Origin of the sequence: Leifsonia sp. NPDC058248 (assembly GCF_042881905.1) — a bacterium.
In the GTDB taxonomy this organism is placed as follows: domain Bacteria; phylum Actinomycetota; class Actinomycetes; order Actinomycetales; family Microbacteriaceae; genus Leifsonia.
In genome coordinates this window covers 240,787-256,347 of record NZ_JBHVXB010000002.1, presented here as the reverse complement: position 1 = coordinate 256,347, position 15,561 = coordinate 240,787, and the positions used below count along the sequence as shown (strand labels likewise).

Genomic DNA, 15,561 nt, shown 5'->3' with positions numbered 1-15,561 from the left:
GCCGAGCGGCAGTGCCGGCCTACCGGAAGTCGCGCGACGTGGTGCGCATCCCGACGGTGAGGGTCTCCAGCCGGTCGGCGATCACGTTGATCACGCCTTCCTCCGATCGTTCCAGCATGCCCCGGATGACCATGGCCGGCGCCTCCCGGGCGACCCGGCGGTAGCGGTTCCAGACCCCCACCGGGCACACCACGTTGACCAGACCGGTCTCGTCCTCCAGGTTGAGGAAGGTGACCCCGGCCGCTGTCGCCGGACGCTGCCGGTGCGTCACCACGCCGCCCACCTCCACGCGGCGGCCCGACTCGGCGAACGGCAGCTGCTCGGCGCTGAGCACACCGCGGTCGGCCAGCTGCGTCCGGAGGAAGCCGATGGGATGGTCGTCGGTCGAGATGCCGGTGGCCCACAGGTCGCTGGCCAGTTGCTCGGCCGGCGTGAGCATGGGCAGCAGCGGCGGCTGCACCGAGATGGTGGTGCCGGCCAGGTACTCCGGCTTCTCCTGCGCCGCGTTCCCGGCCTCCCAGATCGCCTGGCGGCGGCTCAGGGCGAGGCTCTCGAAGGCGCCGGCGGCGGCCAGCGCCTCCAGCTGGGTCACGGTGAGCCCGACGCGCCGGGACAGGTCGCCGAGGTCGGTGAACGGGCCGCCGGATGCTCGTTCCGCCACGATCCGCCCCGCCAGCTTCTCGCCGATCGAGGTGACACCGGCGAGGCCCAGCCGCACGGCGTGCCCGGCATCGCGGCGGTGGCTGTCGTAGTCGAGGGGAACCGCGCGCCGGTACGGCCCGATCTCCGGCTGCTCGGTCGTCAGGCACGGGTCCATCCCGGTTGGCCCCGGATGCGCGGTGTCGAGCGGCTCGAGCACAGGGAACACGTCGGAGAGCTGGATATCGGGGCGGTGCACGACGACGCCGTGCCGCCGGGCATCCGCCGTGAGCGTGCGCGGGGAGTAGAAGCCCATCGGCTGCGCCCGCAGCAGGGCGGCGAGGAAGGCGCCGGGGTAGTGCAGCTTCATCCACGAGCTCACGTAGACGAGCAGAGCGAAGCTGATCGCGTGGCTCTCGGCGAACCCGAAGTTGGCGAACGCCTCGATCTTCGAATAGATGGCGTCGGCGTCGTCGCCCGTGATCCCGTTGTTCGCCATGCCCGCGTAGAGCTTGTCGCGCAGTGTGCCGATCTTCTCCTGACCGCGTTTCGACCCCATCGCCCGCCGCAGCAGGTCGGCGTCTTCGGCCGTGCAGTCGCCGACCGCCACCGCCATCTGCATGAGCTGCTCCTGGAAGAGCGGCACGCCCATCGTTCGCTCCAGCACCGGCTCCAGCTTCGGGTGCAGGTAGGTGACCTCCTCCTGGCCGAGCTTGCGGCGGATGTACGGATGCACCGCGCCGCCCTGGATGGGCCCGGGCCGGATGAGCGCGATCTCGATCACCAGGTCGTAGAACGCACGCGGCTGAAGGCGGGGCAACGTGCCGATCTGGGCTCGGCTCTCCACCTGGAACACGCCGATGGAGTCGGCCCGGCAGAGCATGTCGTACACGCCCTGCTCCTCTTTCGGGATGCTGTCGAGCGTCCATTCCTCGCCGAGGGACGCCGCGATCGTCTTCATCGAGTAGTCGAGCGCGCTGAGCATCCCGAGCCCCAGCAGGTCGAACTTGACCAGCCCCATCCAGGCGCAGTCGTCTTTGTCCCACTGCAGCACGGTGCGGTTCTCCATGCGGGCGTGCTCGATCGGGCACACCTCGCCGACCGGCCGGTCGGTGAGCACCATGCCGCCGGAGTGGATGCCGAGGTGCCTCGGGAACTTGAGCACCTGCTGCGCCAGGCCGACCACCGCATCCGGGATGTCGTGGTCGGCCGTGGCCTGCACCGAGCCCCACGAGTCGATCTGCTTCGACCAGCCGTCTTGCTGGCCGGGGCTGTAGCCGAGCGCCTTGGCCATGTCGCGCACCGCGTTCTTCGGCCGGTAGGTGATGACGTTGGCGACCTGCGCGGCGTTCAGCCGGCCGTACTTGCGGTACACGTACTGGATGACCTCCTCGCGCCGGTCGGAGTCGAAGTCGACGTCGATGTCCGGCTCCTCCTCGCGCATGCTGGAGAGGAACCGCTCGAACGGCAGGTCGTATTTGATCGAGTCGACGGCGGTGATGCCCAGCAGGTAGCAGACCGCCGAGTTCGCCGCCGATCCGCGACCCTGGCACAGGATGCCCTGCTCACGCGCGTACTTCACGATGTCGTACACGATCAGGAAGTAGCCGGGGAAGTCTTTGGCCTCGATCACGTTGAGCTCTTTCTCGATGCGCTCCCGCTTGGCCGCGTCGAGCTGCGGATAGCGTTCGGCCGCGCCGCGCCAGGTGAGCTCGCGCAGCCAGCTCATCGGGGTGTGGCCCTCGGGGACCTCCTGCTTGGGCAGGTTGGGCCGGGCGCTGCGCAGCCGGAACGAGAGGTCGTCCGCGACCTCCACGGTGCGTTCGACGGCGCCGGGATAGCGGGCGAACCGGGTGGCCATCTCCCGGCCGCTGCGCAGGTGGGCCGTGTCGGCGGCGGGCAGCCAGCCGTCCAGCTCGTCGAGGCTGCGGCGGGCGCGCACGGCGGCGAGTGCGGAGGCGAGCGGATGCTGGGCGGGCGTGGCATAGTGCACGTTGTTGGTGGCGACCACGGGCATCCGGAGCCGGCCGGCGATGCGGGCGAGCGTGTCGTTGTCGGTGGTGTCGCGGGGGTTGCCCTGGTCGGTGAGCTCGACGAGCACGTTGTCACGGCCGAACAGGTCGGCCAGGCGCGCGATCTCGCGTTCGGCCGCGCGCTCTCCGCCGTCGGCGAGGGCCAGGCGCACGTCGCCTTTGCGGCAGCCGGTGAGCACGGTCCAGTCGCCGCCGGCCCGGTCGGACAGGGCGGCGAGGTCGTAGACCGGGCGGCCTTTCTCCTGACCGGCGAGCTGGGCGGCGGTGAGGGCGGCGGCCAGCTTGTGGTAGCCGGCCTGCTGCCGGGCGAGCACGACCAGGTGGCTGCCCTCGGGGTCGGCTTCGCCGTTCTGCGGCCGGCTGAGCTCGAGGGAGAGCTCGGCGCCGAACACGGTCTTCACCCGGTCGTACGCTTCGGCCGCCTCGGCCAGGTGCACGACGCCGTAGAGACCGTCGTGGTCGGTCATCGCCAGGGCGTGCAGCCGCAGCCGGGTGGCCTCCTCGAGCAGTTCCTCCGGCGAGCTGGCGCCGTCGAGGAAACTGAAGTTGGAGTGCGCGTGCAGCTCGGCGTACGGGACGTGGCCGTCGTCCGCCTCGTCGGGCGGCGGCGGGGGCGGAATGTATGCGGGGCGTTTGCGCGACGACGGGCGCTCGTCGACCTGCTCGCCGGTGCGCCGTGTGCCGGAGAGCCGCCGCTCGAACTCGGCCCAGGGGATCGGCGGGTTATTGAAGCCCATGGCGTCCGCCCCTTCCCGCTCCGCGGTCAGTCATAGCGGGCCTCCGCACGCCAGCCCCCGTCGTCGAGCACCAGCAGCCAGGCGGTGCCGTCGGAGTCGACCACCTGGAAGCGCTGCACCGTGCGGGCGTGCTCGGGGTCCCACCAGCGCTCACGCACCGGCCACGGCCCCGCCCAGGCGTCGACCTCGCGGGCGTCGCGGGGGGAGCCGGTGGCCGAGAACCGATGGATGGGCGCACTGACCGAGCCCCGCACATCCACCGCCACCGGGTCGCCCTGCTCGGAGAACACGCCCACCTGGCGCGGCGCCTCGAACACGGTCGCGGGCGCCGGGGCCGGGAGGCTGCCCGGCCACGGCTGCTCGATGCGGGCCACGCCGACCGGCCGATCGCCCCACGGCACCAGCACCTGCCGTTCGGCGAGGGCACGACCGCCGCCGATGGTGGCGGTGAGCACGGCGTCGTGGCCGAGCATGCTCTGCACGCGGGAGAGGCCGTGGTGGATGCGCTCGTCGGCGCCGCCGCCCCAGAGGCCGTCTTCGTGGTGGCCGATGTCGTCCACGCTCTCGGGCGCCACCACCACCCGTGCGATGGGGGAACCGAGCCCGCTGTCGATCGCCCCGCTGCCCTGCAGCTGCCAGCGCACCCGGTCGACGACGTCGGCGGCCGAGAAGAGCCGCGGGTGCAGCCAGGTGCGTTCGCTGAGGCGGCCGGACTCGTCGGTCACCTCGATGCGCAGCGAGGTGCAGACGAGCCCCGCCTTGGTGAGACCGGCGACGAACGCCTCGGCGGTGCCGCGGAAGGCGAAGGTCACCTGGTCGACGCGGTCGAGCGGCGGTTCGAACTCGATGACGCGGTCGAGTTGTTTGGGCGGGGTGCGCGGAACGACCGCCGCCCCGTCCAGACCGCTCGCCAGGGTGTGGCAGCGGGCGCCCAGCTCGCCGAACCGCTCCCGTACATCGGTGGGGTCGAGCGCGGACAGGTCGCCGAGCCGGTGGATGCCGAGCCGGTGCAGCAGGGGAGTGAGCGCATCCTGGCCGAGCACCGAGACCGGGAGAGGGGCCAGGAAGGAGGGGGAGGCGCCGGGGGGAATCACCCGCACCCGGTCTGCTCCTGTGCTGCGTGCCGCCTGCTCGGCCGCGAACGGTCCGTCGGCGATGCCGATGCGCGCATCCGGGATGCCGAGCCCTTCCAGGCAGCGCAGCAGCTCGGCAGCCGCCTGCTCCTCGCCGCCGTAGTAGCGGGCGGGGCCGCGTGCGCGCAGCACGCAGGTTCCCGGGCGCACCAGCTGCACGCCGGGAGTGATCTCCTCGACGGCGGCGAGCACCGGCTCGAAGGCGCGAGCATCCACCACCGGGTCATAGGGGTGCACCAGCAGCTGCGTGCACCGTGCCTGGGCCTCCCGGATGCGCAGCCCGCGTTTGACGCCGTCGGCCCGCGCTGCGGCGGAGCAGGCGAACACGAGGTTGTGGTGCACGAGGGCGAGGGGGCTGTCGGCGGGGAGCTCGAGGGTCTGCACGGTCGCTGTGACCGGCCAGTCGGGGCACCACAGCACGATCGCTCTGGTCACGGCCGGCACTCAGACCACCGCCTCCAGGTGCGGGGAGCGGAGCTCGGCCGGTGTGCGCTGCTCGAGCGAGGCCCGCTGCTCGCTCGGGGCACGCTCGCTCAGCGCGGATTCGGACCCGGCCGATACGGGGACCGACGCGGCCGGCCGGAAGGTCTCGCCCAGGTCGGGCAGCCACAGATCGGCGCGGCGCAGCGACCCCGGGCCACCGCGGGCGGCCGACTCCACGGTGACCCGGTGCGCCGCGAGGTAGCCGGTGCCGGCGCCGAGGCCGTCCCACCCGCTGCGCGACACGGTGAGCGTCGCCTCGACCTGCGGCCAGTCGCCGACCACGATCAGGGTCGCCTCGCGCTGCCGCAGCCGGGCGGTGAGCCTGGCCACGTCGCCGTCGCGCGCCCGGGTGGGGGGAACGATCACCACCACGCTCAGCACGTCGACGACGGCCGCCGTCACGGTGAGCCATTGCTCGCCGGGATGCGGGACCAGCACGAGGCGTTCCAGGTCGATGCCGAACCGCCTGGCGGCCTCAGCGCCGAAATCGGGCATGCCGACCACGCCGCACCACGCGCCGGCCGCGCTCGGGCCGGCCAGCAGGGCCATGACGAGAGTGGTGGACCCGCGCACCGAATAGGCGGCCCCCGCCTTCAGCGCCCCGCCGGGCAGCAGGGAGGCGAGGACGGGATGCGTCTCCTGACGCCGGTCGTCGAGCTTGGTGGCCTGCATCTGCCGGATGCGCGACTGCAGCTCATGCACCTGCGCCCGGTCGGGGACCGGGGAGGCGAGGGCGGCTGCTGTCGTGAACACCCTTCAAGTTTCGAACATATGTTCGAAGATCGCAAATGCAATTTTCAGGGTGCAGAGAGGACGATACGCCTCCGGTGCGACAATCGACTATGCGCCCCACGTTCCCGGCCGCCGTCTACCTGTGCCTGCGCGACGGAGCGGACATCCTCTTGTTGCGGCGCGCCGGAACGGGTCACCGCGACGGGGAGCTCGCCGTGCCGGCCGGGCACATCGAGGCGGGGGAGTCGGCCACCCGGGCCGTCCTCCGTGAGACACGCGAGGAGATCCAGCTCGATCTCGCGCCGGACGACGTGCGCATGGCGCTCGTGCAGCACGGCCGCGCCGACGGCGACACCTACGTCGACTTCTTCTTCACGGCCGACCGCGGCGACGCGCAACCGGCCATCGGCGAGCCGGACAAGGCCTCGGAGCTGCTCTGGGCGCCGGTCGACCGGCTGCCGGCCGATGTCGTCCCGGTCGTGCGCCACGCCCTCGAGGCGATCGAACGCGGCGAGACCTACACCGAGTTCGGCTGGGACTGACGACGCGGACGGTCCGACAACGAGAGAAGGGGCCGGACCATCGGTCCGACCCCTTCTCCGAGCTCAACGACTAGAGCGGACGGATGTTCTCCGCCTGCAGGCCCTTCGGACCCTGGGTCACCTCGAACTCGACCTTCTGGTTCTCTTCCAGCGAGCGGTAGCCGCCCGTGGTGATTGCCGAATAGTGCGCGAAAACGTCAGCGCCACCGTCATCGGGGGCGATGAATCCGAAGCCCTTTTCGGCGTTGAACCATTTGACCGTACCTGTTGCCATGTCTCCTCCAGGAGCGAATTGTCGACCTCGAACGTCGAGGCCTCGCCTCGTGTTGTAAGCCTGCTCCTGAAAAGGTGGCCACGCTCCGCTTTGGGGACGTACCGCTCCAACACATGCAAAACACGTGGCGTATGGTCCAGCCTAGCGGCAGGAAAGCGAAAATTCACCCGTTTATGACCTCACGGTTCGGTGACGAAGTCGATCAGCTGCTCGACACGGCCGAGGAGCACGGGCTCCAGATCGGCGTAGCTGCGCACCGTCCCGAGGATCCGCTTCCATGCGTGAGCGACATCCGCCTGGGTCTCGTGGGGGAGTCCGAGTGCCTCGCAGATCCCGTGTTTCCAAGGGATCGAGCGAGGGATGTCCGGCCACGCCGCCAGCCCGACACGTGCCGGTTTCACGGCCTGCCAGATGTCGATGTACGGATGCCCGACGACCAGGACGTGCGCCCCGAAGGGCCCACCTGCGACTTTGTCGGCAATTCTACTTTCTTTCGATCCGGAGACCAGATGATCGACCAGAACGCCGATTCGGCGGTTCCGGTCGGGCGCGAACTCCCGAACGATCGCGTCGAGATCGTCGACTCCTTCGAGGTATTCGACGACCACTCCTTCGACCCGGAGGTCGTCTCCCCATACCCGTTCGACGAGCTCGGCGTCGTGCCTGCCCTCGACGAAGATCCGGCTGGCACGGGCGACACGCGCCTTCTGGTCGCCGACCGCGAACGATCCGGATGCGGTGCGCGCCCGCGACCCGCCGCCCGCCTTGCCGGGCACCACGAGGGTCACCGGTTCGCCGTCGATCAGGAAGCCGCCGCCGAGCGGGAACACCCGCTTCTTGCCGAAATAGTCCTCCAGTTCGACGGTCTGGACCTCGATCCGGGTGACGGCGCCGCAGAAACCGCTGGCGGCATCCTCGACCACGAGGTCGCGCACGGCCTCCACCTCGGGAACGGGCTTGCGGCCGGCGTTCTTCCAGTCGGAGGCCAGCACATCGGATCCATAGCGGTCGTACGTCACCCGGCGAGAGTAGTTCGCGCCGGCCGCCGACCGTCGGAGGCACGCGGCGGATGGGGTGAGTGATGGTCGCGGCTGGCGAGCGGGAGCTCGGGCGGGGGTCGCGCGAGCGGTCGCGGTGTCAGTCGAAGATGCGCACCAGCTGCCACGTGCGCCGGTCGTTGTCGTGCCGCACATCGAAGACGTGCGCCTCGCCGCGATCGTCGGTGGCCTGGAACCGCCAGCCGCCGATCTCCCTCGGCAGCGTTCCGACCCCGTAGTGGTGCTCGCCGAACGGTCGCCACCAGGCGCAGACATCCGCCCACACCGTCGGCGTGTCCGTCACGCGGTAGCGCGTCGTACGCCACACCAGCCGGGTCGGGATGCCCTCCTCGGTCGTCCACACCGTGACGGCCTCGTCGATCTCCGCCATTCTCTCCACCTCGATCAGTCGAACGTATGTTCGATTAACGAGTGTAAGACGATCCGCGTGCATCCGCACCCTGGATCTCGCCCCCGGGGCACCTGTCGACGGCATGACGACCGGTCGCGTCGCGAGGCGCCTGCTGCCATACTGGCGCCATGAACGACTTCTCCGACTCGTCCGGCGCATCGTTGCGCCTCAGCAACGCGGAGCGCGACCGCGCGGTCGCCGCCCTTCAGGCCCATGCCGGCGACGGCCGCCTCTCCGACGTCGAGCTCCAGACGCGGGTGCAGTCGGCCCGCTCGGCGGTCACGCGCGGAGACCTCGCCCCGCTGTTCGCCGACCTGCCCGGGTTCGTCGCCTTCGACGGAGGCCGCCCGCAGGCGCCGGGTGCCGGTTTCGGCTCCTCGACCGCCCAACGCCCGTATGAGAGCGGGTCGGGTCAGCCGTTCGGCCGCAACGGCTACATCATCGTCTCGATCACGCCGTTCATCGCGCTCATCCTGTTCTTCCTGTCGAGCTGGGTGTGGGGTTTCGCCTACAGCTGGCTGTGGTTCCTGCTCGTCCCGATCGTGGGCGTGATCGTCTACGGCAGTGGATACGGCGGGCGCGAACGCGACCGAGACCGCGACCGGCGCTGACCCGGAGACCCGGCGAAGCGCCGGCTCGCGCCTCCGCAGCGACTAGCCGAGCGTCGCGCCGAACACCAGGCCGAGCAGGTACGTCGCCGCGGCGGCGCCGAAGCCGATCCCGAGCTGGCGCAGCGCGCGCTTGAGCGGGGATGCTCCCGAGAGCAGTCCGACGACCGCTCCCGTGCCCAGCAGAACGATGCCGACCAGCACGGCGGCGACGATGACCGCGGTCGTTCCGCCCAGTCCGAACAGGTACGGGATGATCGGGATGAGCGCCCCCGAGGCGAAGAAGCAGAAGCTCGAGATCGCGGCGCTCCAACCGTTGCCGACCGCTTCGTGCTCGTCGATCGCGTCGACGTCGGAAGCGGTATCCGGTTCGACGGTGTAGGTGGAGAGCCCGTGCAGGACCTCGTCCGCATGGCTCTGCGCCTCGTCCGCCGACATCCCGCGCGCCCGGTACACGAGGGTGAGCTCGTTGGCGTCGACGTCGAGGTGGGGGAGCACCGACCGGGTCGCCGGGTTGGGGGTGGATGCCTCGAGCAGTTCGCGCTGCGATCGCACCGACACGTACTCCCCGGCCCCCATCGAGAGGGCTCCGGCGAGCAGACCGGAGATGCCGGTCAGCAGCACCACATGGGTGGGGACTCCGCTCGCGCTGATTCCGAGCACGAGCGCGAGGTTGCTGACGAGGCCGTCGTTCGCACCGAACACGGCGGCGCGGAACGTTCCGGAGAGCCGTTGCCGGCCCCGGGCGGCCAGGGCGCGGACGACCTCCTCGTGGATCTGCTCGTCGGCGGCCATCTGCGGGGTCGCATCCGTGTCGGCGCTGTACGGCGAACGTGCTTCGGCGCGCTGGGCGAGGGCGAGCACGAAGACCGAGCCGAACCGGCGCGCGAGGAAGCCGAGCACGCGCGTGCGGAGGTCGCCCCGCAGCGGCTTGCCCACCTGGTCGCCGAGGAGGTCGAGCCAATGCTGCTCGTGGCGCCGTTCCGCTTCGGCGAGGGCGAGCAGGATCTCCCGCTCCTCACCGCTCCGTCGGCCGGCCAGGTCGCGGTACACGGCGGCTTCCGCGCGTTCGTCGGCGAGGTATCGGCGCCAGCGGCGGATGTCGGCGGGACCGGGCTGGCGGGAGGACGTCTCGATGCTCATAACGGTAGACGAGTCTATGGGGCTTCCCTGCTCGGCGGGCTGCTCTGCGCGGCCCCGTCGGTGAAGCGGCGGCCCCAGTCGCGCATCCGCTCGACCAGCTCGGGCGGTGACACGGCCTCGATCGGCGCTTCGACCGCACCGAGGCCGAAGAGCGCCCAGTCGGTGCTGTCGGCGGTCATCCGGATGCGCGTGCGGCCGTCGTCGATCTCCTCGGCCTGCACCCACCGGCCGATCGTGGCTTCGACCTGAGCCAGGGGAGCATGGACGATCGCCTCGATCTGGAGCGTGGTCGGTGCGATGCTGCCGAGGGAGGCTGTGACGAAGTCGGCGGCGTCGTCGGCCGGCAGGGTGCGCGGGCGGAACCGGACGCCGGTGGGTCGCGGCTCGGCGAGCCGGTCCAGCCGGAAGCTGCGCCAGTCGAATCGGGTGAGGTCGTAGGCGACCAGATACCAGCGTCTCCCCACCGAGACCAGGCGGTGCGGCTCCACGCGTCGCTCGGTGCGCTGTCCGTCGCGGGCGACGTAGACGAAGTCGAGACGCTCCTCGTCGCGGCAGGCCTGGGCGACGGCGGTGAGCACCTCGGCGTCGACACTGGGACCGGGACGCAGCTCGCCGGCGACCGTTGCCGTGCGGAGGGCCTCGACGCGGCGACGCAGGCGCGGCGGCATGACCTGCACGACCTTCGCGAGCGCGCGGACCGAGGCGTCTTCGATGCCCGCGATGCCGCTCTGCGCCGCCGTGCGCAGTCCCACGGCGAGCGCCACCGCCTCTTCGTCGTCGACGACGAGCGGCGGAAGCGACGCGCCGGCGGCCAGCTGGTAGCCGCCGTCGACTCCGCGGGTGGCGTCGACCGGGTAGCCGAGCTCCCTCAGCCGGTCGACGTCGCGGCGCAGTGTGCGGACCGAGACCTCGAGGCGGTCGGCGAGCTCGCTGCCGGGCCAGTACCGGTGCGTCTGCAGCAGCGAGAGGAGCTGGAGGGTTCGGGATCCTGTGGTGGCCATGCGCTCAGTCTCGACGGTATTGCGGTCGGAAAGTGTCCGCTATCGAGCATACGCGCGTCGCGTGGGCCCCTCGCGTCAGCCTGTCGTCTCCGTCGTCAGAGCCGTCGCACCGGGCCGCGAGAGGGTGAGGATGGCCTCCGTGATGTAGGGGCTGCGTTCGAGCCGCGCGCCGACGGCCGCCAGGTCGGCTGCGACATCCGATTCGGGATCGTTGCCCACCAGGTCGACGGCGGCCACCAGGTAGAAGCGTTCGGGTCCGAGGAACTCGAGGTGCAGATAGGTCACCCTGTCGACCTCCGGATGTTCGAGCAGCACCACGAGCACCGCGCGTTGGACGCGGTCGGGCGCAGGCTCGCCGAGCAGGAACCGCCGGTTGCGGTCGATCAGGATGACCGCGACCACGGCGAGCAGCAGACCGATCAGGATGGACCCCATCGCGTCATAGACGGCCTGACCGGTGAGCTGATGGAGGAGCAGGCCGAGGAACGCGATGACCAGGCCGATGAGGGCCGCGGAGTCTTCGGCGAACACAGCTCGCAGCGTGGGGTTGGAAGTCCTCAGAACGTGCCCGATCGTGCTGACGCCCCGTCGCGTCGCCACCTCGTGGGCCTGGCGGTACGACTGCAGGAACGAGATGCCCTCGAACACGAACGACACCGCGAGCACGATGTAGCCGACCAGGTAGTCGCCGGCCGGCTCGCTGCTGCTCAACTGCGACACGCCGTGCAGAACCGAGACCACGGCTCCCGCCGTGAACAGACCGACGGCCGCGAACAGCGACCAGATGTAGGCGTCGCGACCGTACCCACCCGGATGCGCGGCGTCCCGTGGCTTGGCCGAGCTGCGTTCGGCCTGCAGCAGGAAGACCTCGTTGCCGGCATCCGCCCACGAGTGCGCGGACTCGGCCACCATCGACGCCGAACCGGTCAGCACGGCGGCGATCGTCTTGGCGATCGCGACCAGCACATTCGCGCCGAACGCGATGAGAACCGTGAGGAGGCTGGAGGATCCGCGGTCGTCCGACATGCGGCCAGCGTAGCCCCGGCTGCAGAGAACCCGGGTGCTCCGAATGCAGAGAACCCCGGTCGATGACCGGGGTTCTCTCTGTGTCCGAGGGGGGACTTGAACCCCCACGCCCTATACGGGCACTAGCACCTCAAGCTAGCGCGTCTGCCATTTCCGCCACCCGGACGAGTGTTTTCGGCAGCAGGCCGAACCGGCCGCCGAAGAAAGACATTAGCATGAAAAGCGTCACCGATTTCACACCTCGGTCGCGTTGATAGGTTGAGTCTATGACGGATTCCCGCAACGAGAGTCAGCTCGACGAGACGGCGATCATCGCCCGCGATCTGATCCGCTTCGACACCACCAATTACGGCGAGGGCCGCTCGAACGGCGAGACGGACGCCGCGGAGTACGTCGAGGCGAAACTGAGGGCGATCGGCCTCGAGCCGCGCATGTTCGACTCGGACCCGGGGCGCACGAGCGTCGTCGCGCGTGTCGCCGGGCGCGACGCGTCGAAGCCTGCTCTGGTCGTGCACGGGCATCTGGATGTCGTACCGGCCGATCCTCACAACTGGACGGTCGATCCGTTCGGCGGCGTAATCAAGGACGGCCTGCTGTGGGGCCGCGGCGCGGTGGACATGAAGAACATGGACGCGATGATCCTCACGGCCGTGGGCGACATCCTGGGCGCGGGCGGGCAGCCCGAGCGCGACCTGGTCGTGGCCTTCTTCGCCGACGAGGAGGACGGCGGCCGTCGCGGCTCGCACTATCTCGTCGACAACCATCCGGAACTCTTCGCCGGTGCGACCGAGGCGATCAGCGAGGTCGGCGGCTATTCGATCGAGCTCGACGGCAAGCGCGCCTACCTGATGCAGACGGGGGAGAAGTCCCTCGTCTGGATCAAGCTGATCGCCCGGGGACGCGCAGCGCACGGTTCGCGCCTCATCCGCGACAACGCGATCACCCGGCTGGCCGAGGCGGTGGTCGCGATCGGCCGCCAGGAGTGGCCGATCCAGCTGACCGACACGACGACGCAGCTGCTCGCCGAGCTGTCCCGCATCCTGGGCGTCGATCCCGAGAAGGTCGGACCCGACGAGATCGTCCTGCGCACCGGAACCGCCGCGGGCTTCATCCTGGCCACGCTGCGCACCACGACGAACCCGACGCTCCTCAGCGCCGGCTACAAGCACAACGTCATCCCCGACACGGCCGAGGCGCTCATCGACATCCGCACCCTGCCCGGCGACGAAGACCACGTGCTGCAGCGCGTGCAGCAGATCGTCGGCGACGACATCGAGATCCAGATCATGCACCGCGACGTCGGCCTCGAGGCGAGCTTCGACGGACCCCTGATCGACGCGATCGTCGGCACTCTCGATCGGCACGACCCCGGCGCGCCCGTCCTGCCCTACCTGCTCTCCGGCGGAACCGACAACAAGGCGCTCAGCACGCTCGGGATCACCGGCTACGGCTTCGCCCCGCTGCGTCTTCCCGCCGATCTCGACTTCCCCGGCATGTTCCACGGCGTGGACGAGCGCGTCCCTCTCGACGCGCTAGTGTTCGGTAGAACTGTGCTGCGCGATCTTCTGCTCAGCTACTGACGACCGTCCCTTCTTCCCCTCCCGTCAGCGAAAGCACGCATGGACTACATCAACGCCATCATCCTCGGGCTCGTGCAGGGCCTCACGGAGTTCCTCCCGATCTCGTCGAGCGCGCACATCCGGATCGTGGGGGAGCTGCTCGGCACCGGGGCCGACCCGGGTGCGCGCTTCACCGCGATCATCCAGCTCGGCACCGAGGCGGCGGTGCTGCTGTACTTCTGGAAGGACATCGTCCGGATCGTCTCGGCCTGGTTCCGCGCCCTGCTCGGCCGGATTCCCCGCAACGACCCGGATGCCCGGATGGGCTGGCTGGTCATCATCGGCAGCATCCCGATCGTGGTGCTCGGCGTGCTGTTCCAGAACGCGATCGAGACCACCCTCCGGTCGCTCTGGATCGTGGCGGCCACGATGATCATCTTCGGCATCCTGCTCGGCGTCGCCGATTACGTCGGCGCCAAGACCCGCCGGCTCAAAGACCTCACCTGGGGCCACGGCATCATCTTCGGCTTCGCGCAGGCCCTCGCACTGATCCCGGGCGTCTCCCGCTCGGGCGGCACCATCACCGCCGGGCTGTTCATGGGCTACCAGCGCAAGGCCGCCGCCCGCTACTCCTTCCTCCTGGCGCTTCCGGCGGTGTTCGGGAGCGGATTCTTCCAGCTCTACAAATCCATCAAGGAGCCGTGCACGGAGGCGCTGGCCGCTGCCAACACCTGCACGCTCGAGGTGTTCGGCCCGGGTGAGACCGCTGTCGCCACCATCGTCGCCTTCGTCGTCGGCCTCCTGGTCATCGTCTTCTTCATGGGCTACATCTCGCGCCACAGCTTCCTGCCGTTCGTGATCTACCGCCTCGCGCTCGGTGGACTGCTGGTCGTGCTGCTCTCCACCGGCGTCCTCGCCGCCTAGCCCCGGATGCGCGCCTGGACGCGGCCAGCGGTGCCGCACGCCGCCGGCGAGTCCGTCCCTCCCCGGTTGTACGACACCGCGTCCCAGCAGCTGGTGGAAACGCGGCCGGACGATGTCGCCCGGCTGTATGTGTGCGGCATCACCCCGTATGACGCGACGCACCTCGGTCACGCTGCGACCTACCTCGCGTTCGACACCCTGCAGCGGGTGTGGCTGGACGCCGGCTATCGCGTGCACTACGCGCAGAACGTCACCGACGTCGACGACCCGCTCCTGGAGCGTGCGGCGGCGACGGGGGTCGACTGGCGGGACCTCGCGGCGCAGCAGATCGAGCTCTTCCGTCACGACATGGAGAGTCTGAGGATCCTCCCGCCCGACGACTACGTGGCCGTGACCGAGGTGATCGAGCAGGTGGGGCGCGCCACGCGCATCCTGCTCGACCGCGGCATCGCGTACCTCGTCGACGACGACGTGTACTTCGACAACCGGGCGGCCCAGGAGGCCGCGCCGTGGGTGCTGGGCGACGAGAGCAACCTCGACCGCCAGACGATGCTCGCTCTGTTCGCCGAGCGTGGGGGAGACCCCGACCGTGCAGGCAAGAAGGACCCCCTCGACCCGCTGCTCTGGCGCGCGAGCCGCGACGGGGAGCCGAGCTGGCCCTCGGAGGCCGGCGCCGGGCGTCCCGGCTGGCACATCGAATGCTCCGTGATCGCGCTCATGCACCTCGGACGCGACTTCACGGTCCAGGGAGGCGGCTCCGACCTGGTGTTCCCGCACCACGAGCTGAGCGCAGGCCACGCGGCGGCGCTCAGCGGGCATCCGCTGGCCCGGGTGTACAGCCACGCCGGGATGGTCGCATACCAGGGCGAGAAGATGAGCAAGTCGCTCAGGAATCTGGTGCTCGTGTCGCAGCTGCGCGACGCCGGTGCCGACCCGCGTGCCATCCGCCTCGCCCTGCTCGCGCACCACTACCGGTCGGACTGGGAGTGGTTCGACGACGGGCTGGGCGAGGCGGCCCAGCGGCTCGCGACCTGGGCCGCGGTCGTCGACCGGGCGCGCGCCAACGGCGTGCTCGAGGCCGTCCCGGCGCCCGCGGAGCGGGAGATGCTCGACCGGATGCGCGCAGCGCTCCGCGACGACCTCGACACCCCCGGCGCCCTGCGTGCCATCGATGAGTGGGCGGCGGGCCGTCCTGGTGCCGTGTCGACGCAGCTCACCGACGCGATCGACGCGCTGCTGGGCATCCGGCTCTAGCGGTCGTCAGGCCGAGGGCTGGGG

Annotated in this window: 14 protein-coding genes and 1 tRNA gene; 5 read left to right on the top strand and 10 right to left on the bottom strand. The window is 70.3% G+C overall.

Annotation, left to right across the window (positions count from 1 at the left end):
- Nucleotides 1–19 precede the first annotated feature (19 nt).
- From ACFVV5_RS04365 to ACFVV5_RS04355, 3 genes are read right to left on the bottom strand one after another with little or no spacing between them, the layout of a single operon-like run.
- On the bottom strand, nt 20–3,409 hold the full coding sequence (locus ACFVV5_RS04365; RefSeq protein ID WP_387239508.1) for an error-prone DNA polymerase: 3,390 nt from the start codon (nt 3,407–3,409) through the stop codon (nt 20–22).
- A gap of 26 nt (nt 3,410–3,435) precedes the next feature.
- The gene (locus tag ACFVV5_RS04360; RefSeq protein ID WP_387239505.1) at nt 3,436–4,986 is read right to left on the bottom strand and encodes a DNA polymerase Y family protein; all 1,551 of its coding nucleotides are present in this window, start codon (nt 4,984–4,986) and stop codon (nt 3,436–3,438) included.
- Nucleotides 4,987–5,778 carry a hypothetical protein gene (locus ACFVV5_RS04355; RefSeq protein WP_387239502.1) on the bottom strand — a complete coding sequence of 264 codons (792 nt, stop codon included), beginning with the start codon at nt 5,776–5,778 and terminating at the stop codon, nt 4,987–4,989.
- Nucleotides 5,779–5,867: 89 nt separating this feature from the next.
- Here ACFVV5_RS04355 and ACFVV5_RS04350 point away from each other — a divergent pair, with 89 nt between their 5' ends.
- On the top strand, nt 5,868–6,299 hold the full coding sequence (locus tag ACFVV5_RS04350; protein ID WP_387239499.1) for an NUDIX domain-containing protein: 432 nt from the start codon (nt 5,868–5,870) through the stop codon (nt 6,297–6,299).
- Between the two features lie 70 nt (nt 6,300–6,369).
- On the opposite strand, the gene ACFVV5_RS04345 is transcribed toward ACFVV5_RS04350, so the two are convergent.
- From ACFVV5_RS04345 to ACFVV5_RS04335, 3 genes are all read right to left on the bottom strand, one after another.
- Entirely contained in the window at nt 6,370–6,573 is a 204-nt protein-coding gene (locus tag ACFVV5_RS04345) for a cold-shock protein (protein ID WP_223690547.1), read from the bottom strand.
- A gap of 179 nt (nt 6,574–6,752) precedes the next feature.
- A complete protein-coding gene (locus ACFVV5_RS04340) occupies nt 6,753–7,592 on the bottom strand; it encodes a DUF3097 domain-containing protein (RefSeq protein WP_387239496.1) in 840 nt (279 codons plus the stop codon).
- 118 nt (nt 7,593–7,710) lie between these two features.
- Nucleotides 7,711–8,001: a DUF6504 family protein gene (locus ACFVV5_RS04335; protein ID WP_387239494.1), complete on the bottom strand. Its 291-nt coding sequence runs from the start codon at nt 7,999–8,001 to the stop codon at nt 7,711–7,713.
- A 149-nt stretch (nt 8,002–8,150) separates the two neighbouring features.
- Between ACFVV5_RS04335 and ACFVV5_RS04330 the strand changes: the two genes are divergently transcribed.
- On the top strand, nt 8,151–8,633 hold the full coding sequence (locus ACFVV5_RS04330) for a DUF1707 domain-containing protein (RefSeq protein WP_387239491.1): 483 nt from the start codon (nt 8,151–8,153) through the stop codon (nt 8,631–8,633).
- 42 nt (nt 8,634–8,675) lie between these two features.
- Here ACFVV5_RS04330 and ACFVV5_RS04325 read toward each other — a convergent pair whose 3' ends face one another.
- The 4 genes from ACFVV5_RS04325 to ACFVV5_RS04310 form a co-directional block, all read right to left on the bottom strand.
- Nucleotides 8,676–9,773, bottom strand: a complete 1,098-nt coding sequence (locus ACFVV5_RS04325; RefSeq protein WP_387239488.1) for a VIT1/CCC1 transporter family protein — start codon at nt 9,771–9,773, stop codon at nt 8,676–8,678.
- A 14-nt stretch (nt 9,774–9,787) separates the two neighbouring features.
- Complete coding sequence (locus ACFVV5_RS04320; RefSeq protein WP_387239484.1) at nt 9,788–10,774, bottom strand: helix-turn-helix transcriptional regulator; 987 nt, start codon at nt 10,772–10,774, stop codon at nt 9,788–9,790.
- 75 nt (nt 10,775–10,849) lie between these two features.
- On the bottom strand, nt 10,850–11,800 hold the full coding sequence (locus ACFVV5_RS04315) for a cation diffusion facilitator family transporter (RefSeq protein WP_387239481.1): 951 nt from the start codon (nt 11,798–11,800) through the stop codon (nt 10,850–10,852).
- A gap of 81 nt (nt 11,801–11,881) precedes the next feature.
- Nucleotides 11,882–11,966, bottom strand: a tRNA-Leu gene (locus ACFVV5_RS04310).
- A 100-nt stretch (nt 11,967–12,066) separates the two neighbouring features.
- On the opposite strand from ACFVV5_RS04310, the gene ACFVV5_RS04305 reads away from it, so the two are divergent.
- From ACFVV5_RS04305 to mshC, 3 genes are read left to right on the top strand one after another with little or no spacing between them, the layout of a single operon-like run.
- Nucleotides 12,067–13,380 (top strand): M20/M25/M40 family metallo-hydrolase, encoded by a 1,314-nt coding sequence (locus ACFVV5_RS04305; RefSeq protein ID WP_387239478.1) that lies wholly within the window; start codon nt 12,067–12,069, stop codon nt 13,378–13,380.
- A gap of 39 nt (nt 13,381–13,419) precedes the next feature.
- The gene (locus ACFVV5_RS04300; protein ID WP_387239475.1) at nt 13,420–14,283 is read left to right on the top strand and encodes an undecaprenyl-diphosphate phosphatase; all 864 of its coding nucleotides are present in this window, start codon (nt 13,420–13,422) and stop codon (nt 14,281–14,283) included.
- Nucleotides 14,284–14,289: 6 nt separating this feature from the next.
- The gene (gene mshC, locus ACFVV5_RS04295) at nt 14,290–15,537 is read left to right on the top strand and encodes a cysteine--1-D-myo-inosityl 2-amino-2-deoxy-alpha-D-glucopyranoside ligase (RefSeq protein WP_387239472.1); all 1,248 of its coding nucleotides are present in this window, start codon (nt 14,290–14,292) and stop codon (nt 15,535–15,537) included.
- Nucleotides 15,538–15,561: the final 24 nt, after the last annotated feature.

Excerpts from the sequence above, each read along its gene's own strand:
- ACFVV5_RS04350 (WP_387239499.1), top strand. The coding sequence starts at position 5,868 with ATGCGCCCCACGTTCCCGGCCGCCGTCTACCTGTGCCTGCGCGACGGA.
- ACFVV5_RS04365 (WP_387239508.1), bottom strand. The coding sequence starts at position 3,409 with ATGGGCTTCAATAACCCGCCGATCCCCTGGGCCGAGTTCGAGCGGCGG.
- mshC (WP_387239472.1), top strand. The coding sequence starts at position 14,290 with ATGCGCGCCTGGACGCGGCCAGCGGTGCCGCACGCCGCCGGCGAGTCC.
- ACFVV5_RS04330 (WP_387239491.1), top strand. The coding sequence starts at position 8,151 with ATGAACGACTTCTCCGACTCGTCCGGCGCATCGTTGCGCCTCAGCAAC.
- ACFVV5_RS04325 (WP_387239488.1), bottom strand. The coding sequence starts at position 9,773 with ATGAGCATCGAGACGTCCTCCCGCCAGCCCGGTCCCGCCGACATCCGC.
- ACFVV5_RS04300 (WP_387239475.1), top strand. The coding sequence starts at position 13,420 with ATGGACTACATCAACGCCATCATCCTCGGGCTCGTGCAGGGCCTCACG.
- ACFVV5_RS04335 (WP_387239494.1), bottom strand. The coding sequence starts at position 8,001 with ATGGCGGAGATCGACGAGGCCGTCACGGTGTGGACGACCGAGGAGGGC.
- ACFVV5_RS04315 (WP_387239481.1), bottom strand. The coding sequence starts at position 11,800 with ATGTCGGACGACCGCGGATCCTCCAGCCTCCTCACGGTTCTCATCGCG.
- ACFVV5_RS04320 (WP_387239484.1), bottom strand. The coding sequence starts at position 10,774 with ATGGCCACCACAGGATCCCGAACCCTCCAGCTCCTCTCGCTGCTGCAG.
- ACFVV5_RS04305 (WP_387239478.1), top strand. The coding sequence starts at position 12,067 with ATGACGGATTCCCGCAACGAGAGTCAGCTCGACGAGACGGCGATCATC.
- ACFVV5_RS04345 (WP_223690547.1), bottom strand. The coding sequence starts at position 6,573 with ATGGCAACAGGTACGGTCAAATGGTTCAACGCCGAAAAGGGCTTCGGA.